The organism is Achromobacter sp. Marseille-Q4962 (genome assembly GCF_943737005.1).
Taxonomy (GTDB): domain Bacteria; phylum Pseudomonadota; class Gammaproteobacteria; order Burkholderiales; family Burkholderiaceae_B; genus Achromobacter.
On record NZ_CALSFU010000001.1, the window covers coordinates 16,931 to 40,329 of the forward strand.

Annotated in this window: 21 protein-coding genes and 1 pseudogene; 10 read left to right on the top strand and 12 right to left on the bottom strand. The window is 69.2% G+C overall.

Annotated features, from left to right (window positions below; all coding sequences use genetic code 11):
* Positions 1-199: 199 nt before the first annotated feature.
* A complete protein-coding gene (locus tag NGJ44_RS00080; protein ID WP_251862742.1) occupies positions 200-1,213 on the top strand; it encodes a TRAP transporter substrate-binding protein in 1,014 nt (337 codons plus the stop codon).
* A complete protein-coding gene (locus NGJ44_RS00085; RefSeq protein WP_053244685.1) occupies positions 1,210-3,084 on the top strand; it encodes a TRAP transporter large permease in 1,875 nt (624 codons plus the stop codon). The genes NGJ44_RS00080 and NGJ44_RS00085 overlap by 4 nt, the downstream gene beginning before the upstream one ends.
* 69 nt (positions 3,085-3,153) lie before the next feature.
* On the opposite strand, the gene NGJ44_RS00090 is transcribed toward NGJ44_RS00085, so the two are convergent.
* Complete coding sequence (locus NGJ44_RS00090) at positions 3,154-3,531, bottom strand: hypothetical protein (RefSeq protein WP_251862743.1); 378 nt, start codon at positions 3,529-3,531, stop codon at positions 3,154-3,156.
* Between the two features lie 313 nt (positions 3,532-3,844).
* Here NGJ44_RS00090 and NGJ44_RS00095 point away from each other — a divergent pair, with 313 nt between their 5' ends.
* Entirely contained in the window at positions 3,845-4,822 is a 978-nt protein-coding gene (locus tag NGJ44_RS00095) for a LysR substrate-binding domain-containing protein (protein ID WP_251862744.1), read from the top strand.
* Positions 4,823-4,843: 21 nt separating this feature from the next.
* On the opposite strand, the gene NGJ44_RS00100 is transcribed toward NGJ44_RS00095, so the two are convergent.
* From NGJ44_RS00100 to NGJ44_RS00115, 4 genes and pseudogenes are all read right to left on the bottom strand, one after another.
* A complete protein-coding gene (locus NGJ44_RS00100) occupies positions 4,844-6,223 on the bottom strand; it encodes an MFS transporter (RefSeq protein ID WP_251862745.1) in 1,380 nt (459 codons plus the stop codon).
* Between the two features lie 78 nt (positions 6,224-6,301).
* Positions 6,302-7,969 carry a hydantoinase B/oxoprolinase family protein gene (locus NGJ44_RS00105; RefSeq protein WP_053245641.1) on the bottom strand — a complete coding sequence of 556 codons (1,668 nt, stop codon included), beginning with the start codon at positions 7,967-7,969 and terminating at the stop codon, positions 6,302-6,304.
* 1 nt (position 7,970) lies between these two features.
* Positions 7,971-8,942 carry a hydantoinase/oxoprolinase family protein gene (locus NGJ44_RS00110; protein ID WP_353506943.1) on the bottom strand — a complete coding sequence of 324 codons (972 nt, stop codon included), beginning with the start codon at positions 8,940-8,942 and terminating at the stop codon, positions 7,971-7,973.
* A pseudogene (locus NGJ44_RS00115) lies at positions 8,863-10,161 on the bottom strand (hydantoinase/oxoprolinase family protein); the annotation flags it as partial. The pseudogene NGJ44_RS00115 and the gene NGJ44_RS00110, both read right to left, overlap by 80 nt.
* Positions 10,162-10,343: 182 nt before the next feature.
* Between NGJ44_RS00115 and NGJ44_RS00120 the strand changes: the two are divergent.
* The 4 genes from NGJ44_RS00120 (at position 10,344) to NGJ44_RS00135 (ending at position 14,049) form a co-directional block, all read left to right on the top strand.
* On the top strand, positions 10,344-10,625 hold the full coding sequence (locus tag NGJ44_RS00120; RefSeq protein WP_053245637.1) for a peptidylprolyl isomerase: 282 nt from the start codon (positions 10,344-10,346) through the stop codon (positions 10,623-10,625).
* Between the two features lie 411 nt (positions 10,626-11,036).
* Positions 11,037-11,972 carry a 3,5-dioxohexanoate:acetyl-CoA acetone transferase gene (gene kce, locus NGJ44_RS00125; RefSeq protein ID WP_053245638.1) on the top strand — a complete coding sequence of 312 codons (936 nt, stop codon included), beginning with the start codon at positions 11,037-11,039 and terminating at the stop codon, positions 11,970-11,972.
* A 66-nt stretch (positions 11,973-12,038) separates the two neighbouring features.
* Positions 12,039-13,238: an ABC transporter substrate-binding protein gene (locus tag NGJ44_RS00130; protein WP_251862746.1), complete on the top strand. Its 1,200-nt coding sequence runs from the start codon at positions 12,039-12,041 to the stop codon at positions 13,236-13,238.
* 4 nt (positions 13,239-13,242) lie between these two features.
* Entirely contained in the window at positions 13,243-14,049 is an 807-nt protein-coding gene (locus tag NGJ44_RS00135; protein ID WP_251862747.1) for an SDR family oxidoreductase, read from the top strand.
* Positions 14,050-14,059: 10 nt separating this feature from the next.
* Here the strand turns inward: NGJ44_RS00135 and NGJ44_RS00140 are convergent, their stop codons facing one another.
* The 4 genes from NGJ44_RS00140 to NGJ44_RS00155 all read right to left on the bottom strand — a co-directional run bounded on the left by NGJ44_RS00140 (position 14,060) and on the right by NGJ44_RS00155 (position 16,972).
* Positions 14,060-14,989: a LysR family transcriptional regulator gene (locus NGJ44_RS00140; protein ID WP_251862748.1), complete on the bottom strand. Its 930-nt coding sequence runs from the start codon at positions 14,987-14,989 to the stop codon at positions 14,060-14,062.
* 34 nt (positions 14,990-15,023) lie between these two features.
* Positions 15,024-16,025, bottom strand: coding sequence for a DUF1254 domain-containing protein (locus tag NGJ44_RS00145; protein ID WP_251862749.1), 1,002 nt, complete (start codon positions 16,023-16,025; stop codon positions 15,024-15,026).
* 144 nt (positions 16,026-16,169) lie between these two features.
* Positions 16,170-16,736 carry an ureidoglycolate lyase gene (locus NGJ44_RS00150; RefSeq protein ID WP_251862912.1) on the bottom strand — a complete coding sequence of 189 codons (567 nt, stop codon included), beginning with the start codon at positions 16,734-16,736 and terminating at the stop codon, positions 16,170-16,172.
* Positions 16,736-16,972, bottom strand: coding sequence for an Arm DNA-binding domain-containing protein (locus tag NGJ44_RS00155; protein ID WP_251862750.1), 237 nt, complete (start codon positions 16,970-16,972; stop codon positions 16,736-16,738). Before NGJ44_RS00155 ends, NGJ44_RS00150 begins: the two co-directional genes overlap by 1 nt.
* A gap of 229 nt (positions 16,973-17,201) precedes the next feature.
* Here NGJ44_RS00155 and NGJ44_RS00160 point away from each other — a divergent pair, with 229 nt between their 5' ends.
* Positions 17,202-17,621 carry a hypothetical protein gene (locus NGJ44_RS00160; protein ID WP_251862751.1) on the top strand — a complete coding sequence of 140 codons (420 nt, stop codon included), beginning with the start codon at positions 17,202-17,204 and terminating at the stop codon, positions 17,619-17,621.
* Between the two features lie 210 nt (positions 17,622-17,831).
* Here NGJ44_RS00160 and NGJ44_RS00165 read toward each other — a convergent pair whose 3' ends face one another.
* The 3 genes from NGJ44_RS00165 to NGJ44_RS00175 all read right to left on the bottom strand — a co-directional run bounded on the left by NGJ44_RS00165 (position 17,832) and on the right by NGJ44_RS00175 (position 20,578).
* Complete coding sequence (locus NGJ44_RS00165) at positions 17,832-18,638, bottom strand: siderophore-interacting protein (RefSeq protein WP_251862752.1); 807 nt, start codon at positions 18,636-18,638, stop codon at positions 17,832-17,834.
* A gap of 17 nt (positions 18,639-18,655) precedes the next feature.
* A complete protein-coding gene (locus NGJ44_RS00170; protein WP_251862753.1) occupies positions 18,656-19,348 on the bottom strand; it encodes a PadR family transcriptional regulator in 693 nt (230 codons plus the stop codon).
* Between the two features lie 84 nt (positions 19,349-19,432).
* The gene (locus NGJ44_RS00175; protein WP_251862754.1) at positions 19,433-20,578 is read right to left on the bottom strand and encodes an alpha-hydroxy acid oxidase; all 1,146 of its coding nucleotides are present in this window, start codon (positions 20,576-20,578) and stop codon (positions 19,433-19,435) included.
* Positions 20,579-20,863: 285 nt separating this feature from the next.
* Between NGJ44_RS00175 and NGJ44_RS00180 the strand changes: the two genes are divergently transcribed.
* Positions 20,864-22,279: an FAD-binding oxidoreductase gene (locus NGJ44_RS00180; RefSeq protein WP_251862755.1), complete on the top strand. Its 1,416-nt coding sequence runs from the start codon at positions 20,864-20,866 to the stop codon at positions 22,277-22,279.
* 30 nt (positions 22,280-22,309) lie between these two features.
* The gene (locus NGJ44_RS00185; RefSeq protein ID WP_053246005.1) at positions 22,310-23,392 is read left to right on the top strand and encodes an ABC transporter substrate-binding protein; all 1,083 of its coding nucleotides are present in this window, start codon (positions 22,310-22,312) and stop codon (positions 23,390-23,392) included.
* Positions 23,393-23,399 lie beyond the last annotated feature (7 nt).

Below are 23,399 nucleotides of genomic sequence, written 5' to 3' on the forward strand. Positions count from 1 at the left end.
CCATTTTGTGGACCAGCCTTTTTAAGACGCTTGATCACTTGGCCTCCGATTTTACGCATTTACGCTTGATATTCAATATGCTTAAATAAATCCAGACAGAATTATATGGTCCATATATTGGACCCAGCAATTCAGAATTGCAAAGATGCCGCACACGGCACACCCCAGGGCGACCGCCCTTCCACACAAAGGAGACAGCATGGACAAGACCCGACGCAATCTCATGCGCGCCACGGGCGGCGCGGCGCTATTGGCCGTTGCGCCCTTTCACCGCGCCCTGGCCGCGCCGCAGTACCGGTACAAGTACGCCAACAACCTGCCCCCCACGCACCCCATGAACGTGCGGGCCCGCGAAGCGGCGCAGAACATCGCCCGCGATACGGACGGCCGCTTCGAGCTGGCCATCTTTCCCAGCAGCCAGCTCGGCTCCGACACCGACACCCTGAGCCAACTGCGTTCCGGCGCGGTGGAGTTCTTCACGCTGTCGGGCCTGATCCTGTCCACCCTGGTGCCCTCGGCCTCGATCAGCGGGGTGGGCTTCGCCTTCCCCGACTACGACGCCGTCTGGAAAGCCATGGACGGCGCGCTCGGCGCCCACATCCGCAGCGAGATCCGCGCCAAGGGCCTGCACGTCATGGACCGCATCTGGGATAACGGCTTCCGGCAGGTCACGACCAGTTCGCGCCCCATCAACGGCCCGGCCGACTTCCAGGACCTGAAGATCCGCGTGCCGGTCAGCCCGCTGTGGACCTCCATGTTCAAGGCGCTGGGCTCGTCGCCGGCCAGCATCAATTTCAACGAAACCTATTCGGCGCTGCAGACCAAGGTGGTCGATGCCCAGGAAAACCCGCTGGCCATCATCCAGACCGCCAAGATCTACGAAGTGCAGAAGTACTGCTCGCTTACCAACCACATGTGGGACGGCTTCTGGTTCCTGGCCAACCGGCGCGCCTGGGAGAAGCTGCCGCGGGACATCCGCGAGGTGGTCGCCCGCCACATCGACGCCGCCGGCATGGCCGAGCGCGCCGACGTGCTGGCCCTGAACAACCAGCTCCAGACCAAGCTCGCCGAGGAAGGGCTGGCGTTCAACCAGCCCGACCCTGCGCCCATCCGCGCCGCGCTGGCCAAGACCGGGTTCTATGCCGGCTGGAAAGAGAAGTACGGCGACCGGGCCTGGGCGCTGCTGGAGCAGTCCGCGGGGAGCCTGTCATGAGGGCCGCCGGCATCGCCGCGCCGGCGCGCGCGTCGGCCCAGGGCCAGGGCGTGATCGCCGCGCTGGACCAGGCCCTGGGCTGGCTGGTGGAAGTCCCGGCCGCCATTCTGGTGGTGGCCGAGATCGTCATCCTGTTCGCGGGCGTGGTGGCGCGCTATGCGCTGCACACGCCGCTGGTGTGGTCCGACGAACTGGCCTCGCTGCTGTTTCTCTGGCTGGCCATGCTGGGTGCGGTCGTGGCCCTGCGGCGCGGCGAACACATGCGCATGGCGGCCCTCGTCAACCGCGCCGGTCCGGCCGCGCGGGCCGTGCTGGAAATGGTGGCCATCGCCGCGGCGCTGGCTTTCCTGCTCATGGTGCTGGCTCCAGGCTACGACTATGCCCTCGAAGAACAGTACGTCACCACCGCGGCGCTGGAGATTCCCAACATCTGGCGCGCCGCCGCGCTGCCGGTGGGCACGGCGCTGATGATGGCGGTGGCGCTGCTGCGCTTGCTGGCCCAGGCGCAATGGCGCGTCACCGGCGCGGCGCTGCTGCTGGTGGCGGCCGTGGTCGGCGTCATGGCGCTGCTGCAGCCGGCGTTCGCGCCGCTGGGCAACGCCAACCTGCTGGTCTTCTTCGTGGGCATCGTCGCCGCCTCGGTGTTCGCGGGCGTGCCCATCGCCTTCGCCTTCGGCCTGGCCACGTTCGGCTACCTGGCGCTGACCACCGACGTGCCGCTCATGGTGGTGGTGGGCCGCATGGACGAGGGCATGTCGCACCTCATCCTGCTGGCGGTGCCGCTCTTCGTCTTCCTGGGGCTGCTCATCGAGATGACGGGCATGGCCACCCGCATGGTGGCGTTCCTGGCCAGCCTGCTGGGCCATGTGCGCGGCGGGCTGTCGTATGTGCTCATCGGCGCGATGTACGTGGTGTCGGGCATATCGGGCGCCAAGGCGGCCGACATGGCGGCGGTGGCGCCGGTGCTGTTTCCCGAGATGCGCAAGCGCGGCGCCCGGGACGGCGAACTGGTGGCCCTGCTCTCGGCCACGGGCGCGCAGACCGAAACCGTGCCGCCCAGCCTGGTGCTCATCACCATCGGCTCGGTGACCGGGGTGTCGATCACGGCGCTCTTCACCGGCGGTCTGCTGCCCGCCGTGGTGCTGGGCGCCATGCTGTGCATGGTGGTGTGGTGGCGGCACCGCCGCCACGACCCGGGCCGGGTCCGCAAGGCCACGGGCCGCGAGATCGGCCGCAGTTTCGTCGTCGCGCTGCCGGCGCTGGCGTTGCCCTTCGTGATCCGCGCCGCCGTGGTCGAGGGCGTGGCCACCGCCACGGAGGTGTCCACCATCGGCATTGTGTACGCGGCGCTGGTGGGCCTGCTGGTGTACCGCTGCTTCGACGCCAGGCGCCTCATGCCCATGCTGGTCGATACCGCCTGCCTGTCCGGCGCCATTCTGCTCATCATCGGCACGGCCACCGCGATGGCCTGGGCGCTGACGCAGTCGGGCTTTTCCAGCCAGCTCGCCCAGTTCATGGGCGGGCTGCCGGGCGGCGCCTATACCTTCATGGCGGTTTCCATCGTGGCCTTCATCGTGCTGGGCAGCGTGCTCGAGGGCATTCCGGCCATCGTGCTGTTCGGCCCGCTGCTCTTTCCGATCGCGCACCAGATGGGCATACACGAGGTGCACTACGCCATGGTGGTCATCCTGGCCATGGGCATCGGCCTGTTCGCGCCGCCGTTCGGCGTGGGCTACTACGCGGCCTGCGCCATCGGCAAGGTTTCGCCCGACGCCGGCATCCGGCCCATCATCGGCTATATGTGCTCGATCGCCGCGGGCACCGTCATCGTGGCGGCCATACCCTGGATCTCGACGGGGTTCCTGCGCTGAAGCCAGCGCCGACGAGGCGCCCCGGCCCGCCGGCCGGGGCGGCCGCTGCCGCTCGCCGGCGGGCCGGGGCTATCCGCGGCGACGGTTGTCCGGGTGCCGGTCGTAGCGGTTGGGGATGCCGTCGCGGTCGCGGTCCCAGCAGCCGGCGGCATACACCCAGCGCCCCTGGGCGCGGCGCCATTCGGGCGCGTGGTACACATAGCCCGGACGCGCCCTGAGCCAGTTGCCGCCTATCCACACATGATGGTTGCCGCGCCATTCCCAGTGGCCCGGCGCCCAGACATAGCCGGCGCGGGGCGGAGGCACGACCTCGACGCGGGGAGGCGGCGGCGCCGCGCCGATGCTGATCGACACGGAGGTGTGCGCGGCGGCGGGCATGGCCGCGGCGCCCAGCGACAGGAGAGCCGCGATGCCGCCGGCCATGGCGATTCTGGCGAGTCTGTTCATGTTGGAACCTCTGCGGTAAGCGCCCTGCTTCTGGCGCGGTGAAACCAGTTTGCCGCCGCAACCTTGTCGCAATGGTTACGCGCGCGGCGTAAAAATTTCAGCGCGTTTCGGGTGAAAGCGCACCATATGGGTGCGACGCGGGGGCTCGCGCCGGGCGCGCGGCGGATTGCGCCGCGGCTTCCCCGCGAGAGACAGGCGCGCGCCGCCGGAAAGAGGGCCCGATCGCGCCCCGGCGCGCGCGAAGCGGACTATCATCTTCCACCTATCCCGACTCCGCGCGCCTTGCGCCGCGCGGCCACGCCGAAGCTGGGCCATGCGTTATAGACTTCCTCCCCTGAATACCCTGCGCATCTTCGAAGCCGTGATGCGGCAGGGCTCCATCCGCCAGGCCGCGGGCGAGCTCTGCCTGACGCCGCAGGCGGTAAGCCAGCAGCTCAAGCACCTGGAATCGCACCTGGCGCGGCAGCTTTTTCACCGTGACGTGCGCAGCCTGAAGCCCACGGCGGCGGCGCAGGCGCTCTACCCGCACGTGCGCGACGGGCTGGACCGTTTCGCCGAAGGCGTGCAGGCCCTGCAGGCCGCGCGCGGCCAGCAGCTCTATCTCTATGTCAGCCCGTACTTCGCGACGGAATTCCTGGTGCCGCGGCTGGGGCAGTTCACTGCCTCCATGCCCGAGCTGGATTTCCGCATGGCGGTGGGCGTGGATCTGGTGGAGCTCGACGCCAAGGGCATGGACGCCGCCATCCACTGGGCCTACAGCGCGCCCCCCGGCTATGTGGAAACGCCGCTGCTGGACGACCTGAAAGTGCTGGTGGCCACGCCGGCCCTGCTGGAACGCCTGCCCGTGGATGAGCCGCGCGATCTGCTGAAGCACAGCGTGATTTCCTCGCTGGTGGCCAATACGCTCTGGGAAGACACGCTCGACCTGCTGGGCGTGCACGAGCGGACCGCGCAGCCCATCATGCGGCTGCACACGCACGCCGCCATGATGGAGGCGGTGCTCGCGGGGCTGGGCGTGGGCTTCATCTCGTATGCCGACGCCGTGCGCAACGTGAAGGCCGGCCGGCTGGCGGCGCCCTTCGGCATGGACCTGCTCAAGCAGTTGCCGCTGGGGCACATTCCGCGCTTCAGCCTGCTGGTCAAGCCGGACCATCCTTACTCGCCGGTGCTGGAACGCTTCCGCCAGTGGCTGCTGGACGACGTGTGCACCGAAGCGGTGGCCGGCTTCGCCTCGAAGTGCCGCCAGGCCCCCATGCCGGAGCCCGGCGGGGCGGCGGCGCGGCGCGCCTGAAGGCGCGGCGGCCGCGCCGCTTCAGGGCCGTGCCTCGTCGCCCGGCATGGGCTGGCCGGTGCGGTCGCGGCTGTGGAGCAGGGCCACGATGCCCATCGCCGCGCCCAGCATCAGGTAGTAGGCCGGCATCATGGCATTGCCGGTGCGTTGGATGAGCCAGGCATTGAGCATGGGCGCGGTGCCGGCAAACAGCGCCACCGACACGTTGTAGCTGACCGCCATGCCGGTAAAGCGCACGCGGGTGTCGAACAGCGCCGGCACGGCGGCGAAAATGCAGCCCAGCAGCGCGGCCAGGCACAGGTTGAGCACCAGCAGCGCCGCGACCTTGGCCCCGTAGCCGCCTTCGGCCAGCAGGTGAAAGCACGGCAGCGCCAGGACCAGCACGCCGATGCTGCCCAGCAGCATGGTGGCCTTGCGCGAAATGCGGTCCGCCAGCGCGCCCATGACCGGAATCATGGCAATGAGAAACAGCTGCGGCCCCAGAGACAGCAGGAACCCGTCGGACGCCTTCATGGACAGCGTGCTGATCAGGTAGGTGGGGACGTAGGTCGTGACGGTATAGAGCGTGATGTTGGTCACGATGATGAAGCCGCAGGATTGCAGCAGCTCGGCCCGGTGCGTGGAGAACAGGTGCGCCCAGCCCGAGCGCGGGTGGGAGTCGCGGCTGGCGCGCACGGCCTCGAAGGCCGGGGTTTCTTCCAGGCGGTTGCGGATGTAGAGCCCGATGGCGCCCAGCGGCAGCGCCAGCAGGAACGGCACGCGCCAGGCCCATTGGCCGATCTGCTCGGCGGTGAAGAACGCCGTCAGCACCGTGGTGATGGTGGCGCCGAACGCAAAGCCGCTGATGCAGCCGACTTCGATCCAGCTCGTGATCGCGGTGCGGCGCTTGTCGGCGCAGTATTCGGCCACGAAGATGGCCGCGCCGCTGCCCTCGCCGCCCGCCGAGATGCCTTGCAGCAGGCGCAGCAGCACGAGCAGCACGGGCGCCGCGATGCCGATGCTGTCGTGGCTGGGAATGAGACCGATGGCGAAGGTCGCGATCGCCATCATCAGGATGGTCACGGTGAGCACCTGCTTGCGCCCGTAGCGGTCGCCGATCGGCCCGAAGATGAAGCCGCCGAAGGGCCGCGCGAAGAAGGCGATGGCGAACGCGGCCAGCGAGGCGATGAGCTGGGTGCCGGGCGCGCTGGCCGGAAAGAACACCTTGCCCAGCACGCCGGCCAGATAGCCGTAGACCGAGAACTCGAACCACTCCACGAAACTGCCCACCACCGACGCCAGGACGACGCGGTTGAGCTCCTTCTTGCCGACCTGCCGCACGGCGCCCGCGCCGCGCTCCGGATTGCCGCGGGCGACGGCGGCCGCCCGCGGGGCCGCTGCCCGCACTGCATTGGTATTCATGGATTTCCCCTTGTGATTGATGTTGCGTCCGCCGGGCCGGGCAGGCGGGCGCGCCGGCCCGCATGCCGCCCCGCCCCGCTACTCGAAGGCATGCGGATAATCCCGCCGCGCCTGCGCTTCGCTGATGTACCCGTAGGCCACATCGCGCCGCACGAGTTCCACCGGCCGCGCCGAGGGATCGCCGTATCCGCCGCCGCCCGGCAGTTCCAGCACCAGCCGCCGGCCCTCCGGAACGAGCTGCGAGCCCTTGGCCTTCATGGCCACGCCATCGTCCATGCCCACCCGGCCGGCCGCGCCGCTGCCGCCGCCCCGGTGGCCGCGGGCCGGATGGTCGACCCGGTCGAACATGGCATTCAGCGTGAACTGGTAGCCGTCGTGGGCGCCGATCTCGATGCGCTGGCCCAGCCCGCCGCGCCACGCGCCCGCCCCGCCGGAGTCTGGCCGCAGCTCCTTGCGCCAGATCACGATGGGACCGATGCTCTCGGTCACCTCGGACGACATGGAATGCACGCCGCTCGGAAAGGCGGTGGCGCTGAGGCCGTCGCTGGATGGCCGCGCGCCGGTGCCGCCGGTATTGAATATGAGCATTTCATGGCGCGACCGGCGGTTCTCCGCGCGCGTGCCCTGGAAACGCATCTGCAGGTTCCACAGCGCGCTGGCGCCTTCGGCCGGGATCAGCTCCGGGCGGCAGGCCTGCAGTGCCCCCAGCACCACGTCCGGGATCAGGTGGCCGAGCACGTGGCGCACGGCCACCGGGTATGGCCTGGGCGCGTTGAGGATGCAGCCTTCGGGCGCGGTGATCTCGAACGGCCGCAGCGACGCCCAGTTGTTCGGGATGTCGGGCGCGATGGCGCACTTGAGCGCGTAGCAGGCATAGGCCTTGGTGTAGGTCAGCGGCACGTTGATGCCGAAGCGGCTGGGGCCCGAGGTTCCGGCGAAATCGGCATACATCGTGCCGTCGCGCGCCTGCACCCGCACGCGCAGGTCGATGGGCCGCTCGTAGCCGTCGACCCGCATCTCGTACCCGTGCAGGCCGCCCGGCAGGGCCGCGATGCGCTCGCGCGTCGCGCGCTCGCTGTGGCTGAAGATGAACTCCGCCAGCTCCTGCAGATCGGTCAGGCCGAACTCATCCATCATGGCTTCCAGGCGGCGGCGGCCGGTTTCGTTGCAGGCCACCAGCGAATGGAAGTCGCCTATCACCTGGTCGCGTTCGCGCACATTGCTGCGCAGGATCCCGATCAGGTCTTCATTGAGCGCGCCCGCCTTGTAGAACTTCATCGGCGGAATGCACAGGCCCTCTTCGTAGACTTCGCCCGCGTCCGGGCCGAAGCCGCGTCCGCCGATGTCCACCACGTGCGCGGTGGACGCGAAGAAGCCGATCAGGCGCGCCGCCGCGCCCTGCCCGCCCGGGCGGAAAACCGGCGTCACCATGGTGATGTCGTGCAGGTGACCGGTGCCCATCCAGGGATCGTTGGTGACCAGCACGTCGCCGGGCGACAGCGCATTGCCGAACCGGCGCACGAAATGCCCCACGGACTCGGCCATGGAGTTCACGTGGCCGGGCGTGCCGGTCACGGCCTGGGCGATCATGCGGCCCTGCGCGTCGAACACGCCGGCCGACAGATCGCCCGCCTCGCGCACACTGGTGCAGAAGGCGGTGCGCACCAGCGTGACGGCCTGCTCCTCGACCACGGCGATCAGCCGGTTCCACATGATTTGTTCGCGGACACGTATGCTTGCGCTCATCTCACGCCCCTTCGTTTTCGTTGCGTTGGACCAGCAGGCAGCCGTCCTGCTGCAGGACCAGCCCATAGGCCGGGCTGACATAGGTGGAGGTTTCTTTCTCGGTCACGATCAGCGGCCCCTCCAGCCGCACGCCCACCGGCAGGCTGGCGCGGTCGTGGATGGCGCAGTCCAGGAACTTCCCGGCGCGCGCGTCGAATACCCGTCGCCGGTCGATGGGCGGGCGGCTCTGCCCGGCGTCCGCCGTGCCCGGGTCGGCGCGCATGCGCTCGGGCGCAGCGACCTCGCTGCGCAGCGACAGCGCCCAGCTCACCACCTCCACGTCCAGACCCTCGACCTCGTGCCCGAAAAGCTGGGTGTAGGCCTGCACGAAATTCCGGCGCAGGGCTTCCAGCGCCGCGTCGTCCATGAGGCCGGCGGGCGCGTCCACGGGTATTTCCCAGCCCTGTCCCGCATAGCGCATGTAGGCGCGCAGCTCGCGCAGCGTCTGGCCCCGGTGTCCCGTCTCCCGCAGGAAGCCCGAGACTTCGTCGTTCATGTCGGCAATCATCCGGTTCACGACTTCCGCATCGAAACGGCTCAGGCGCATGACCGCGCTGCGCAGCGATTCATAGCCGAAGGGCGCGCGCAGAAAGCCGATGGCCGAGCCCACGCCCGCGCCCGGCGGCACCAGCAGCCGGTCCATGCCGAGCTTTTCGCATAGCCGGGCGGCATGCAGCGGCGCCGCGCCGCCGTAGGCGATCATGGTGAATTCGCTCAGGTCGCGGCCGCTCTCCACGGCATGCATGCGCGCGGCGTTGGACATATTCTCGTCCACCATCTCGGCCACGGCATACGTACGCGGCCTGCACGGCGTCGCCGTCCAGCGGCCCGGCCACATGCCGGCGCAGCGCGGCCTGCGCGGCTTCGGCGTCCAGCGTGATGGAACCGCCCGCGAAACGCCGGGCGTCCAGCTTGGCCAGCACCAGGTCCGCATCGGTGACCGTGGGGCGGTCGCCGCCGCGCCCGTAGCAGGCCGGGCCCGGCTCCGAACCGGCGCTTTCCGGGCCCACGCGCACTTGCCTGAGATCGTCCACGTGCGCGATGGAACCGCCGCCCGCGCCAATCTCCACCATTTCGATCACGGGGATCGAGATGGGCATGCCGCTGCCCTTCTTGAACCGGTAGGTGCGCGCCACCTCGAACGTGCGCGCCGTCTTGGGATGCAGGTCTTCGATGAGGCAGATCTTGGCCGTCGTGCCGCCCATGTCGAAAGAAAGCACGCGGTCCAGCCCGTAGCGCGCCGCCACGTGGCTGGCGTAGATGGCGCCGCCCGCGGGCCCGGACTCCAGCAGGCGCACGGGGAACTCCGCCGCGCTGGCCAGCGACATCAGGCCGCCGCCGGAATGGATCATGTACAGCGGGCAGCACATGCCTTCGGCTTCCAGCGCGTTGGCCAGCCGCCCGAGGTAGGAGGACATCAGCGGCTTCACGTAGGCGTTGGCGCAGACGGTATTGAAGCGCTCGAACTCGCGGATCTGCGGCGAAACCTCGCACGACAGGGAAACCGACACGTCGGGCAGCGCCTGGAGCAGGCGCTCGCGCACCAGCCGTTCGTGCGCCCCGTTGCGATAGCTGTGCATCAGGCCCACCGCCACGCTTTCGAAGCCGCCGGCGCGGATCGACGCGATGATGCGGTCCAGTCCGGCCAGGTCCAGCGGCACCAGCTCCCGCCCGCCCGCATCGAGCCGGCCCGCAAGCGCATAGCGGTCGCAGCGCGGAATGAGCGGAGCGGGCAGCTGGATGGAAAGATCGTATTGCTCGAAGCGGCCCTCGTTGCGCATCTCGATCACGTCGCGAAACCCTTCGCTGGTGATGAACGCGGTGCGGGCGCCGCGCCGTTCGATGAGCGCGTTGGTGGCCAGGGTGGTGCCGTGCACGATGGAACGGATCGCCGAAGGCGCGATGCCGGCCTCGCGCGCGGCCAGCTTCAGGCCCTGCACGATGGCCCTCTCGGGTTTCCCGTAATCGGTGAGCACCTTGGCGGTGTACAGCCGCCCTTCATGTTCCAGGGCGACGTCGGTGAACGTGCCGCCGATGTCCACCCCTGCCCTGCATGCGGTTTGCGTATCTTTCATGGTCTGCCGTGTGACGATGATTCGGACCGGCGGCGGACCCGGAAGAACCGGACGCGCCGCCGTATGCCGCGCCATCATGGGCTGAGCACAAGAACGATGACAAACAAGAAATTGCGGGGTCCAGGACAAGCTGCGCTGTGCCCGCAAATACCCGGATAGGGTTTGCCCATGGCCGCCTGCCGGCGCGGGACGGGAGGGCCTTATGCGTCCCCATTGCAAATACGTTACTCTTTCCGTTTAGCCCCAAGAAGGAGCCTCTCATGGCACAAGCCACTGCCCGCCACATCCTCGTGTCCACCGAGGAAAAGGCCAACGAACTGAAAACCGCCATCGAGAACGGCGCGGATTTCGCCCAACTGGCGAAGGAAAATTCGAGCTGCCCGTCCAGCCGCGACGGCGGCAACCTGGGCTCGTTCGGCCGTGGCCAGATGGTCAGGGAATTCGACGAAGTCGTGTTCACCGCCCCGGTCGGCAAAGTCCAGGGCCCGGTGAAGACCCAGTTCGGCTACCACCTGGTCGAAGTGACCAGCCGCAAGGACTGATCCGGCATCGCGTGCGCCCGGCCTGCGCCGGGCGGCACGGAAAAGCCCCGCCATGCGCATACCGCGCGCGGCGGGGTTTTTTTGTGCGCCAGGCGCGCGCCTGGGCGGCCTCGCGCAGGCACTCGGAGAAAGCGGCAAGCGCGGGGCTGTCGCGGCGGCGCGAAGCGGAAAGGGCCACGGCATTCCTGGCGATGGGGAAGATGCGCCGATTGCAGGGGAGGCCCGCGGGATCGGCCCCGGGGCCCGCCGCCCTTCGCTGCGCCGCAACACCGGAATCCCTATCAATTGATAATTTCTCTTCAGCTGACAGGGCCGGCGGGCTGCGACAGAATGAGCCACGCCCGGAGGAGACGACCTGGGCCCAGACCGCGATATCTACAACCACACAGGCGCGCCGCGCGCCCCAGGCCCATGAAGACACCCCGCAACAAGGTCATCATCACCTGCGCCATCACGGGTTCGGTGCATACCCCGTCGATGTCGCCCTATCTGCCCGTCACGCCGGAAGAGATCGCGCAGTCCGCGCTGGATGCCGCCGAGGCCGGCGCGGCCATCGTGCATCTGCATGCGCGCCAGCCCGGGAACGGCCGGCCCACCCAGGACCCGGCGATCTACGAACGCTTCCTGCCGCGCATCAAGGATGCCTCGGACGTGGTGGTCAACATCACCACGGGCGGATCTCCCGTGCTGCCGGTGAGCGAACGGCTGCAGCCCGCCGCACGCTTCCAGCCGGAAGTGGCCTCGCTGAACATGGGCTCCATGAATTTCGGCATGTACGAGCTGCTGGAACGCTTCAAGGAGTTCCGGCACGACTGGGAACGCCCATACCTGGAAGGCAGCGCCGACCTCATCTTCCGCAATACGTTCAAGGACATCGCGCACATCCTGGCCGCCTGCGCCGACAACGGCACCCGCTTCGAGATCGAGTGCTACGACATCGGCCATCTCTACACGGCCGCGCATTTCGTGGACCGCGGCCTGCTCGAGCCGCCGTTCCTGATCCAGTCGGTGTTCGGCATCCGGGGCGGCATCGGCACGCACCCGGAAGACGTGATGGCAATGAAGCGCACGGCCGACCGCCTGTTCGGCGACGCCTATGTCTGGTCGGTGCTGGCGGCCGGACGCAAGCAGACGCCGCTGGCCACCATGGCCGCCACCATGGGCGGCAACGTGCGCGTGGGGCTGGAGGACTCGCTGTGGGACGGCCCGGGCGAGCTGGCCCGCTCCAATGCCGACCAGGTGCGCCGCATCCGCGGCATTCTCGACGGCCTCTCGCTGCAGCCCGCCACGCCGGACGAGGCCCGGCAGATTCTCTCGCTCAAGGGACGCGACAACGTCGCCTTCTAGGGCGCGTTGACGCGTCCCGGTCGGCGCCGCCACGCGCATTCACAATAAAACCAGGGAGACAGACAAATGAAAAACACACTGACCGCCGCCGCGCTCGCCATGCTGCTGGGAACCGCCACGACGGCCCGGGCCGACGACGGCGTGATCCGCATCGGCTTCATTACCGACATGTCGGGCCTGTCGGCCGACGCCGACGGCCCGGGAGGCGCCGAGGCCATCAAGATGGCGGTGGCGGACGCGGGCGGCCTGGCGGCCGGCAAGCGCGTGGAAGTGCTGGTGGCCGACCACCAGAACCGCGCCGACATCGCCTCGTCGCGCGCCCGCGAATGGCTGGACCAGAAAGGCGTGAACATGCTGATCGCGGGCGCCAATTCGGCGGCCGCGCTGGCCATGGCCAAGGTGGCCCACGAGAAGAAGACCCCGTTCTTCGTGGTGAGCGCCGGGGCCTCCGAACTCACCAACGCCCAGTGCACCCCCTACACGGTGCACTACGCCTACGACACGGTGTCGCTGTCGCGCGGCACGGCCACGGCCATGGTGAAGGAAGGCCACAAAGACTGGTTCTTCCTGACCGTGGACCACGCCTTCGGGCACGCGCTCGAGCGCGACGCCGCCAAAGTGGTGACGGCCAATGGCGGCACGGTGAAAGGCCGGGTGCGCCATCCGCTCAACGCCTCGGATTTCTCGTCCTTCATCCTGCAGGCGCAGGCCTCCGGCGCCACGGTGCTCGGGCTGGCGAACTCGGCCAGCGACACCAGCAACGCCGTGAAGGCGGCCGGCGAGTTCGGGCTCACCCCGCAGATGAAGCTGGCCGGCCTGCTGGTGCTGCTGACCGACATACACGCGCTGGGCCTGCCGGCCGCGCAAGGCATGTATCTCACCACGGCCTGGTATTGGGACCAGGACGACGCCTCGCGGCAATGGGCGGCCCGCTTCGAACAGGTCATGAAGAAAAAGCCCACCATGCTGCAGGCGGCCGACTATTCCGCCGCTTCCACCTATCTGAAAGCGGTGGCGGCCACCGGCGGCACCGATGGCGACGCCATCATGAAATGGCTGCGCGCCAATCCCGTCAACGACTTTTTCGTGCAGGGCGGCAAGCTGCGCGCCGACGGCCTGCTGGTGCACGACATGTACCTCATGCAGGTCAAGAAGCCGTCCGAATCCAAGGGCCCGTGGGACTACTACAAGCTGGTTTCCCGCGTGCCGGGCGACCAGATCTACACCTCGCCTTCCGAGTCCGCCTGCCCCCTGATGAAGCCCTGACGCGATGAATACGAACCCTCAGCCGGATGCCCTGCCGGTGGATTTCCAGGGCAAGCGGGTCATCGTGACCGCCGGCGCGGCCGGGATCGGCGCGGCACTGGCCGGCGCCTTCGCCGCGCGCGGCGCGCGCGTGCACATCTGCGACGTGGACGAGGCCGCGCTGGCGGCCTGCCCGCATCCCTGGATGCGGGCCGACGTGCGCAGCCACGCACAGATAGACGCCTACATGCGCGCCGCGCTGGACCACCTCGGCGGGCTGGACGTGCTGGTGAACAACGCCGGCATCGCCGGCCCCACCGCGGGCATCGCCGAACTCGATCCGGACGAGCTGGCCGACACGCTGGACATCAACCTGGCCGCGCAGTTCCACACGCTGCGGCACGCCGTGCCCGCGCTGCGCACGGCCGGAGGCGGCAGCATCATCAACATCAGCTCGGTGGCCGGGCGCATGGGCATTCCCATGCGCACGCCGTATGCCGCCACCAAATGGGGCGTGGTGGGCCTGACCCGCTCGCTGTCCATCGAACTGGGCGGCTACGGCATCCGCGTCAACGCGCTGCTGCCGGGCCTGGTGGCGGGGCCTCGCATCGAGCGCGTGATCGCGGCGCGCGCGCGCAACATGGGCATCAGCGTGGAAGAGGAAACGCGGCTGGAGCTGGCGGGCGTGAGCCTGGGCCGCTTCGTGCAGCCGGCCGACATCGCCAACATGGCGCTGTTTCTCGCCAGCCCGTTCGGCGCCATGGTAAGCGGCCAGGCCATCAGCATCGACGGCGACCTGCAATCGCTGCCCTGGCAGCCGCCCGCCGGCTGAGCCGCGCGGGTCAGTCCAGCAGTTCGATGGCGTCGCGGAACGGGCCCGCTCGGCGGGCCTGCGCCTCGGCGCGCAACACCTCCAGCATGCGGGCCTGCAACTGCGGATTGGCGGACTCCTTGCGCGAGATGAGCAGGAAGTCGAACCACTGCCGCTCCGCCAGCGGCACGGCCACCAGGTCCGGGTACAGCGCGACGATGTCGCAGGCCGATACGGCGTTGACCAGCGTGACGCCGCGAAAGGCGTGCACCATGCCCGGCAGCAGCAGCATGTGGCCCTGCATGGCCGAGCGCAGGCGCGCGGACTCGCCCGTGTCGCCCTGGGCCACCACATAGTCGGACCACAACGGCCGGACGAAGGTATCGGCCGGGATGTCGCCTACGGCCACGTACTCGCGCCGCGCCAGCGGGTGCTCGCGATGCGCCAGCGCCACGATGTAGGCGCGGGCGTAGGGCCGCACGCTCAGGCGCGCGCTGTCGCTGCCGACCGCGCCCACCCCGAAATCGGCGCGCATCGTTTCCACGGCGCTGACCAGCTGCACCGACGACTCGGTGTCGAGCGAGAACGGGCGCGCGCCATGCTCGCGCACATAGCGCCGCATGGCGTCGGGCGCATACTTCATGGCCAGCGCGGGCGACACCGACACGCGCAGGTTCTGGCCGCCGAACTGCTGGATGCTGTGCAGCGCCTCGTCGATGCGCACCAGCTCGTCCAGCACGGCCCTGGCCTCGCCGTGCAGGTAGAGGCCGGCCTCGGTGGGACGCAGGGTCTTGTTGGAACGGTCGAAGAGCTGCACGCCCGTGGCGCTCTCCAGCCGCGAGATCGCGTGGCTCACGGCCGGCTGGGTCAGGTGCAGGACCTGCGCCGCCTGCCGCGCGGAACCCGTGGACACCACGGCGGAGAAGATGCGCAGATCGTGGATATTGAAGTTCCGCTTCATACGGCCTCGACGCCTGCCACGTGCCGGCGCCCCGTCAAAGACGCAGCGCCGCGTCGCTCTGCGCGCCCACCGCGCGCGAGAGATAGTCGTTGCCCAGGGTGGCGCGATTGCCGCGCAGCGGGCGGGCGTCGCCGGCCAGGGCCTGGCGGCGGGCGTCGATGGCTGCCTGGCCCTGCTGCATGCCCTGGGTCATGGCGCGCCGCAGGCCGGGATGCAGCCGCTGCGGGTCGATGGGTTCTCCCGGCCGGATGCCGATGCTGGCGAAACGCTCGCGCGCCCACGCCTCGGTATGGATCTCTGGCGCGAATTGCAGCAGGAAGGCCAACTGGTCGTAGAAGCGCAGCGAGGTGCGCGCCTCGGTTTCGTCGAGCGGCCTGGGCCAGGAAACGTCCGACGCGGGCGCCGGCGCGGGCCGCCCGAGATAGGCGGAAAGCGGCTGGACGGAAAGCCCCGCGGGCGCCGCGCCCGCGGCGCCCGGCGCCCGCTGGACGCCCAGGCTGGCGAGCTGCGTCTCGGAACGGATGACGGCGGCGATGCCCGCCGGCGCGTGTCCGCTCCAGCCGGGACCGGCGACGAGATAGCGCCCCCCGGTCCGGCCGAGCGTGGCGAGGCGGAAGGTGTAGAGGTCGTCCACGTGCACCGCCGGCGCGGCGCCGGCGGGCGCGGGCACGGCGACGACCACGGGCTCGGCCCGCAGGTCGAGCGCCGCGTAGGCGGCGACATCGCCGCGGGTTTTCGTGCCGTCCAGCCCATGCAGCGTATTGAACGGCCCCAGATAGGCCGGGCCGGCGCGGTCGATGGCGCGCTCGTACATGACGCGGTAGCTGGCGATGAGAGGCGTGCCGTAGAGGTAGGCTTCCCTGGCGATGGAACGCGCTTCCTGGGCCGTGACGCCGATAATGCCGGCGAACTGCGAACCGCTCGCCGCATCGGGCGAGGTGAACGAGCATGCGGACAGGCCCAGGCAGAAAAAAACGCTGGCTGCCAGCAGGCGGCCCGCCCGCGGCGGCTGTCCGCAGCGGCGATGAACGTGCATGGATGACTCCGGCTTTGCGGCATGACGCGCGCCAGCAAGCGCGCGCCGGGCTTCTGTTTCAACGAAGCCCGCGGGGATTCTGGCACATTTCGATTTCACCGAGAAGCGCGCGGGCGCGAACGCAACACCGGCTTCTGCGCGGCGTCAAACCGCCGTGGCGCCCGCCTGCGCGCCGTCGAGCGCCACGCGGCGCGGCTCGATGGCCGCGATGGCGCTTTCGAAGGCGGTGGCCCCGGTGGACAGGTGCTGGATCAGGTCCAGCGTGGTCGACCGGCGCGTCAGCATCAGGCAGGCGACTTCGCCGTTCGCCACGCGGGTGGCGTGCCAGCACCCGGGCCGCATGCACACGCCCTGCCCCTGCCTCACGCGGAATGCCGCCAGCGTGGAAAGGTCGGGGCCGCCGTCGGCGTCGCTGCGGGCCACCACGTGGATGATTTCGCCGGTGAGCGGCACCACGGCCTGCTGCGTCAGCAGGTGCTTTTCGAGGCTGGCGATCTCGGGCGAGGCATCGCGGTAGTTCACCCAGAGCACTTCGGCGTCGCCGCCGGCGCCCGTATTGAACAGGTGCTCGCGCCAGAAATCGGTGGTTTCGCAGGCATAGCTGGGCACGCCGTTGCCGGCCGGCCGGGGCTTGCCCAGCATCCAGCCATAGGGCGCAAAGGCTTCGGGAACGAGATCGTCGGGTTGCAGCAGATCGGTGTCGCTCGTCATCATGGTTCCTGGGCAGGCGGACGGGCGCCGGAGCGCCGGGGGAATTCCCGGGCGTAGTCGAACTCGCCCCGCTCGATGGCGCGCAGGATCGCCGCGCGGCGTTCGGCCGCGCGCTTCAGGTTGGCGGCCGTGGGCTTGGCGCGGATGCGTTCCACGCAATGGCGGCCCTGATAGGTGAAGCCGATCTCGATGGACGATTCGGACGCGGGACGCACGCCCTCGAATCCGGAATGCATGGTGCGGTTCCTCATTTCCCGGGAACGTCACTATATCGCCAGCGGCCGTTGATACGTGGATGGCTTTAGTTACATTCTCAGGGCGCATAGCGGCCATCCGTGGTTGCAGCGCCGGCTTCGCCCGCTGCCCTGTCCGGCCATGCCGCGCCTTCCGATTCCGCGCTTTCCCGTCCGACCCGCGTCCGCTTCCCTCTCCGCGCCGCCGCGTCCCGGGCTCGCGCAAGCCGCCGTGCCGGCCGACGGCTCCATCGTCACGGACCCGTCCTGGAGCGGCCTCGTCGAACTGGGCGCCGAATCCGATGACGACGGCATGCAGCTGCTGGATGCGCGCGGCCGGCCCCTGCCCCTGCCCCTGCCGCCGCAGCAGCACATCGGCCGCTTCCACCAGGGCTATGCGCTGGTCTACTCGCGGGGCGCGGCGCGCATGGCGGACCGCGCCGGCAAGACCTATGCCCTGCCGGACGCGTTCGACACCGAAGTGGCGGCGGCCGGCCTCGTGCGCTTCGCGGCAAGCGCCGCCGAAGACGCGCCCTGGGGCCTGTACGGTTTCATCGAGGACCGCGAGGCGGCCGCGCCGCAATATACGAGCATAGGCTCGTATCGTGGGGAGCGGGCCGCCGCCTCGCTGGGACCGGACCGCCCGAGCTGATCCACCCGGCCCAGGACGGCGAAGGACCGCACGCCGAACACTACGACGCGCAGGGCAGGCGGCTGCGCAGCGTAAAAGCGAAGGCCGCGCCTGCGCGGGCAGCCACGGCGTAACCGTCGCCGCGCAGCGCTACCGCGCCGTGGACGCGCAGGGTCGGATTTCCGGCCCCCGCTTCGGCCACCTGGACGCGCCGCGCCCCGGCGGGCCGGATCAGTCGTCGTGCGATTCGTGAACGGCCGCGGCGCCGCGTTTCCAGTAGCTGGCGGCCCGGATGCGGGACTTGTCGATGCCGTGGCGCTCCACCATGACGGCGCGCACTTCCCTGGCGACGGCGGACTCGGCGGCGACCCACACATAGCCCTCGCCGGCGGGCAGCCGCAGCTCGGCGGCCGCCTGCGCCAGGCCGGGGCCGCCCTCGTCGCGCGGCAGCCAGCGGACCTGCGCCCGGGCCCGACACGCCAGCGGCATCTGGTTGCGGACCGAGGGCACTTCGATCAGCACGATGGCCTGGGCCTGCCCGGGCAATTCTTCCAGACGCCGCGAAATGGCCGGCAAGGCGGTTTCGTCGCCGATGAGCACATGCCAGTCGAACGCGAGAGGCACCACGAAGGAGCCGCGCGGCCCGCCGATGCCCAGCTTCTGGCCGGGGCGCGCCTGCGCGGCCCAGGCGCCGGCGGGACCGTCGCCGTGCAGCACGAAGTCGAGCACGAGCTCGCGCGCGGCGGCGTCGTAGCGGCGCGGGGTGTAGTCGCGCGCGGCCGGCCGCGGCGCGCCTTCGGGAAAGCGCAGGCCGTCCGGCCCGATTTCGGGCAGCGCCGGCGGCTGGGACGGATCGGCGGGAAAGAACACCTTGACGTGGTCGTCGAAGGAAGCGGAGACGAAGTCGCGCAGGCCGTCGCCGGTGAAAGTAATGCGCGCCAGCAGGCCGCCGGCGAGCGTCTCCACGCGAGCGACGGTGAGTTCGCGCATTTTCAGCGGATGACGCACGCGCTCGACGCGCAGGTCGGTTTGGCTCATGGATTCTCCAGTTGAAATCAGGAACAGGCGGGCTCGTTGATCTCCCGCACCGCGCGGCGCAGGATGGCGGCGACGCGGCGCTGCTCGGCGGGCGCGGCGCCGCTGGTCTTCAGCAGCGCGTGCCGCAGCGCCGAATGCGCCTGCACGTATTCCTCCACCCAGCCCGTGGCCAGGTCCTCGCCTTCGGGGCCGGTTTCGCGCGGCTCGCCGCTCCAGGCCTGGCGCATCCATTCCATTTTGCGGGCGATGTGCCTGAGCTTGTCGAACATCAGCGACAGGCGTTCGCGATTCGCGTCCAGATGGGCGCGGCCCGGCTCCGCCAGGTGATAGCGTTTCTTCGCGCCGGCCTGCTCGACCGTGGCGTAGCCCAATTCTTCGAGATAGGTCAGCGCGGGGTAGACCATGCCGGGGCTGGGCGAGTAGTAGCCGTTGCTCAGCGTACCCAGCGCCTTGATGAGCTCGTAGCCGTGGCTGGGGTTCTGCTCCAGCAGCCCCAGCAGCATGAGCTGGAGATCGTCGGCGCTGACCTTGCGGCCGCGCGTCCAGCCCCGCCCGTCGCCGAAGCCATCGGGGCCGCCGCGGTGGCCGGCAAAGCCGGAGGATCTTCCGCCTGCCGCGCTGGCGTGCAGCGGATGGCGGCCCTGGCGGCCGCCGCGGAAATGGGAGCCGCCGTGGGGGAAGCCGGCCGGAAAATGGGGAGAGTGGCGCATGGGAAGCCTCGATATATATCTTAAAATATATATCGTAAGATATACCCGCGCCTGACCGGCCGTCAACCCCGGCGTGCGAGGCGCTCAGGGCGGCGTGCGCCTCCAGCGCACCGCGCCCGCATCCAGCGCCTCGACGCGGCAACGGCCCAGCAGCCTGAGGGTGGTTTCAAGTTCGGCGCGCAGGATCGACAGCACTTCGCGCACGCCAACCGGCCCGCGCGCCGCGAGCCCGTAGAGGGGCGCGCGCCCCAGCAGCACGGCGCGCGCGCCCAGCGCCGCAGCCTTGGCGATGTCGCTGCCGCGGCGCACGCCGCCGTCCACCAGTATTTCGAGCGACCTGCCCAGGCTCGCCGCGACTTCCGGCAGGATTTCCAGCGGACAGGGCGCGCTTTCCAGCTGCCGGCCGCCATGGTTGGACAGGACGATGCCGTCCATGCCGCAAGCCTGCGCGCGGCGCGCGTCGGCCAGCCCCTGAATGCCCTTGACGACAATGCGTCCGCGCCATGCGCGGCGCAGCCATGCGAGGTCTTCCCACGTCAGTGCCAAGTCCATCTGGCGGCTGAGGACCGCGGCCTGTTCGGTGATGTTTTCGCGCGCGTTGGCGCTGACCGCCAGGTTCTTCAACTGCGGCCCGCCATGGCGCAGCATGCGCCAGCACCAGCCCGGATGCGAGGCCAGGTCCAGCAACAGGCGGCGCGACGGCCGCAAGGGCAGCTTGAAACCATTGCGCTTGTCGTGATCGCGGTTGCCGTGCACCGGCACGTCCACGGTAAGAAAGAGCACGGTGTAGCCATTCCGCCAGGCGCGGTCCATCAGATGCTCCGCGATGCGGCGGTCGCGCTGCACATAGAGCTGCAGCCAGAGTTCGCCGCTCGTGGCCGCGCGCACCGCTTCGAGCAGGGAGGTGGAAGCGGTCGACAGCACAAACGGCAGGCCGGCTTCGTGCGCCGCGCGCGCCAGATGGATGTCCGCCTCGGGCCAGAACAGGCCGTTCAACCCGGTCGGCCCGACTATGGCAGGCATGGCCGACGCGGCGCCAAGCACCTGCGTCTCCAGCCGGCATTCCGACACGTCCACCAGCACATCGGGGCGGAACTCGAGTTCCGCATACGCCGAGGCATTGCGCGCCATCGCGATGCCGTCCTCTGCGCCGCCCTCCAGGTAGTCGAACGCCAGCCGGGGCAGGCGTTTCCGCGCGCGCCGCCGGTAATCCATCACATTGGGCAGCATGTTCCTTCCCTTTCCCCGTGCGTTGGGTTTTTGAATCGTATAACGAGCGATTCAATTGTATTTCGATTGTTTTTATCACAACAACCGGGCGCACTGCTTTTCTTTCCCGCGCGGCCGGCCCGGCGGCAATCTCCCGGCCAATGTGCTAGGACATACCCTAAATTTAATCGCAATAAGATTATTTAAATCGAAGAGCGATTCAAGCGATCGTATGCTGTGCCTGAACGCGCTCGGGCGAAGTCGATGGCCCGGGCCCCCTCCGGAACCACAGATATGACCGACGGCATGACTCTGCGAAACGCGCTGGCCCAGACCCTGGGCGAAAACGCCCTGCTTCATTCCGAGGCAGACCTGGCTGGCTATACCGAAGACTGGCGGGGCCGGTACAAGGGCCCGGCGCTGTGCGTGGCGCTGCCCGGCGATACGGGACAAGTGTCGGAAGTCGTGCGCCTGTGCCGCGCGCACGGCGTGCCCGTATTGCCCCAGGGCGGCAACACCAGCCTGTGCGGCGGCGCCGTGCCGGCGGCCGAGGGTCCGACGCCCGTCATCGTCAACCTCTCCCGCATGCGCCGCATCCGGAACCTGGATGCCGCCAACAACACGATGGAGGTCGAGGCCGGCTGCATATTGGCCATGGTGCAGGAGGCGGCCGAGGCCGCGGGCCGGCTGTACCCGATCAGCCTGGGCGCGGAAGGCTCATGCCAGATCGGCGGCACCATCGCCACCAATGCCGGCGGCACCGGCGTGCTGCGCTACGGCAACACGCGCGACAACATCCTCGGTCTGGAAGTGGTGCTGCCCGACGGCGCCGTCTGGAACGGCCTGACCGCGCTGCGCAAGAACAACACGGGCTACGACCTCAAGCACCTGTTCATCGGGGCCGAAGGCACGATGGGCATCGTCACGGCCGCCGTGCTGAAGCTCCATCCCCTGCCCACCGCCCACGCCGTGGCCTGGCTGGCGCCGGGCAGCCCGCAAGACGCGCTGCGCATCCTGGACCTGTTCCAGCGCGCCTGCGGGTCGCGCCTGTCAGCCTTCGAGATGATCGACCGCAACCAGCTTGACGTGGTGATGGCGCACGTGCCGGGCCGCAAGAACCCGCTGGCCGGCGTCCATCCCTGGCATGTGCTGGTGGAACTGTCCGACACGGGCGGCGACGCCGGACTCCAGGCCCTGCTGCTGCGGATCCTGGAGCAGGCCGCCGGGCTCGGTCTGCTCCAGGACGCGGTCGTCGCCAGCAACGGCGCCCAGCGCGCCGCGTTCTGGGAAGTGCGCCACAGCGTGTCCGAAGGCAATAAGAAGGCCGGCGTGGGCCTCACCACCGACACCGCCGTGCCCGTGTCCACCGTGCCGCGCTTCATCGACGAAGCCACGCAAGCGGTGCACCGGCTGGTGCCGGGCCTGCCCGTGCTGATTGTGGCGCACCTGGGCGACGGCAACGTGCATTTCATTCCGTTCTTCAGCTTCGATGCCTGGAACGCCCTGCCCGACCGCGACGCCATGGCCGCCGCCATCCGGCGCGCCGTCAACGACGCGGCCCACGCGCTGGGCGGCACGTTCAGCGCGGAACACGGCGTGGGCCGCAGCTCGCTGGCCGAAATGGCGCACTACAAGTCGCCGGTCGAACTGGCAATGATGCGCGCTGTGAAACAGGCTTTCGACCCCGACCGTCTTTTCAACCCCGGCCGCTTGCTGCCCTGAGCCGTCGTTCTCGACCCGTAGGAGCCCTCCATGAAACCGACCTCCCTTAACGCCTCGCGCCGCAATGCGCTCAAGACGGTGGCCGCCGGCGCGGCCGCCCTGGCCCTGCCCATGATCTGGACGCCCTCGCGCGCGGCTTCCAAGCGCATCGTCGTGCGCGACGACGGCGGCATCTACAGCAAGGCCTACGGGGCCGTGTTCTACCGGCCCTTTACCGAAGCCACCGGCATCCAGGTGGTGGGCGTGCAGGCCAATGCCGAACCCACTGCGCAGATCCGCAGCATGGTGGAGACTGGCAACTACACCTGGGACATGGCCAAGATCAGCCAGCCCGCCATCCTGATGCTGACCGAAGGCGGCAAGGTGTACCTGGAAAAGCATGGCCTGGAATCCGATCCGGTCGTGGCCGCCATTCCCGGGCAGTACATGTCGCCATACGGCGTGGGCAACAACGTGTATGCCACGGTGCTGGCCTATCGCGCCGACGCCTTCAAGGGCCGGCGCGCGCCCGCCTCGTGGGCGGATTTCTGGGACGTGAAGAACATCCCCGGCCGGCGCGGCCTGCGCAAGCATCCGTTCGACACCATCGAGGAAGCGCTGATGGCCGACGGCGTGCCCACCGGCAAGGTCTACCCCTGCGACATCGACCGCGCGCTGGCCAGCCTGGACAAGATCAAGCCCGCCGTCGAAGTGTGGTGGAACACCGGCGCGCAAGTCGAGCAAATGCTGGGGTCCGGCGAGGTGGACATGATCGCCACCTGGGTATCGCGCGCGCAGTCCGCGATCGCCAATGGCGCGCCCGTGCAGATCGTGTGGGACCAGAACATCTGGGGCTGCGACAACTGGTCCATTCTCAAGGGCACGCCGAACGCCGACGCCTGCCGCGAGTTCATCAAGTTCGCCTCCGACCCCAAGCGCCAGGCCTCGCTGGTCGAATACTTCGCCGCCGGCGTCACGCAGCCGGCCGCCTTCGACTACATCAAGCCCGACGTGGCCCGCGATTGCCCTACGCACCCCGACAACATCAAGACCGGCCTGCACATTAACGCCGCCTATTGGCTGGAAAAACAGCGCGACGTGCTTGAGCGCTTCAACAGCTGGGTCCTGAAGTAATTCCTTT

What these genes read in the sequence shown, in the direction of transcription:
- NGJ44_RS00080 (WP_251862742.1), top strand. Translation starts at nt 200, where the DNA reads ATGGACAAGACCCGACGCAATCTCATGCGCGCCACGGGCGGCGCGGCG.
- NGJ44_RS00085 (WP_053244685.1), top strand. Translation starts at nt 1,210, where the DNA reads ATGAGGGCCGCCGGCATCGCCGCGCCGGCGCGCGCGTCGGCCCAGGGC.
- NGJ44_RS00090 (WP_251862743.1), bottom strand. Translation starts at nt 3,531, where the DNA reads ATGAACAGACTCGCCAGAATCGCCATGGCCGGCGGCATCGCGGCTCTC.
- NGJ44_RS00095 (WP_251862744.1), top strand. Translation starts at nt 3,845, where the DNA reads ATGCGTTATAGACTTCCTCCCCTGAATACCCTGCGCATCTTCGAAGCC.
- NGJ44_RS00100 (WP_251862745.1), bottom strand. Translation starts at nt 6,223, where the DNA reads ATGAATACCAATGCAGTGCGGGCAGCGGCCCCGCGGGCGGCCGCCGTC.
- NGJ44_RS00105 (WP_053245641.1), bottom strand. Translation starts at nt 7,969, where the DNA reads ATGAGCGCAAGCATACGTGTCCGCGAACAAATCATGTGGAACCGGCTG.
- NGJ44_RS00110 (WP_353506943.1), bottom strand. Translation starts at nt 8,942, where the DNA reads ATGCGGACCTGGTGCTGGCCAAGCTGGACGCCCGGCGTTTCGCGGGCG.
- NGJ44_RS00120 (WP_053245637.1), top strand. Translation starts at nt 10,344, where the DNA reads ATGGCACAAGCCACTGCCCGCCACATCCTCGTGTCCACCGAGGAAAAG.
- kce (WP_053245638.1), top strand. Translation starts at nt 11,037, where the DNA reads ATGAAGACACCCCGCAACAAGGTCATCATCACCTGCGCCATCACGGGT.
- NGJ44_RS00130 (WP_251862746.1), top strand. Translation starts at nt 12,039, where the DNA reads ATGAAAAACACACTGACCGCCGCCGCGCTCGCCATGCTGCTGGGAACC.
- NGJ44_RS00135 (WP_251862747.1), top strand. Translation starts at nt 13,243, where the DNA reads ATGAATACGAACCCTCAGCCGGATGCCCTGCCGGTGGATTTCCAGGGC.
- NGJ44_RS00140 (WP_251862748.1), bottom strand. Translation starts at nt 14,989, where the DNA reads ATGAAGCGGAACTTCAATATCCACGATCTGCGCATCTTCTCCGCCGTG.
- NGJ44_RS00145 (WP_251862749.1), bottom strand. Translation starts at nt 16,025, where the DNA reads ATGCACGTTCATCGCCGCTGCGGACAGCCGCCGCGGGCGGGCCGCCTG.
- NGJ44_RS00150 (WP_251862912.1), bottom strand. Translation starts at nt 16,736, where the DNA reads ATGACGAGCGACACCGATCTGCTGCAACCCGACGATCTCGTTCCCGAA.
- NGJ44_RS00155 (WP_251862750.1), bottom strand. Translation starts at nt 16,972, where the DNA reads ATGCATTCCGGATTCGAGGGCGTGCGTCCCGCGTCCGAATCGTCCATC.
- NGJ44_RS00165 (WP_251862752.1), bottom strand. Translation starts at nt 18,638, where the DNA reads ATGAGCCAAACCGACCTGCGCGTCGAGCGCGTGCGTCATCCGCTGAAA.
- NGJ44_RS00170 (WP_251862753.1), bottom strand. Translation starts at nt 19,348, where the DNA reads ATGCGCCACTCTCCCCATTTTCCGGCCGGCTTCCCCCACGGCGGCTCC.
- NGJ44_RS00175 (WP_251862754.1), bottom strand. Translation starts at nt 20,578, where the DNA reads ATGCTGCCCAATGTGATGGATTACCGGCGGCGCGCGCGGAAACGCCTG.
- NGJ44_RS00180 (WP_251862755.1), top strand. Translation starts at nt 20,864, where the DNA reads ATGACTCTGCGAAACGCGCTGGCCCAGACCCTGGGCGAAAACGCCCTG.
- NGJ44_RS00185 (WP_053246005.1), top strand. Translation starts at nt 22,310, where the DNA reads ATGAAACCGACCTCCCTTAACGCCTCGCGCCGCAATGCGCTCAAGACG.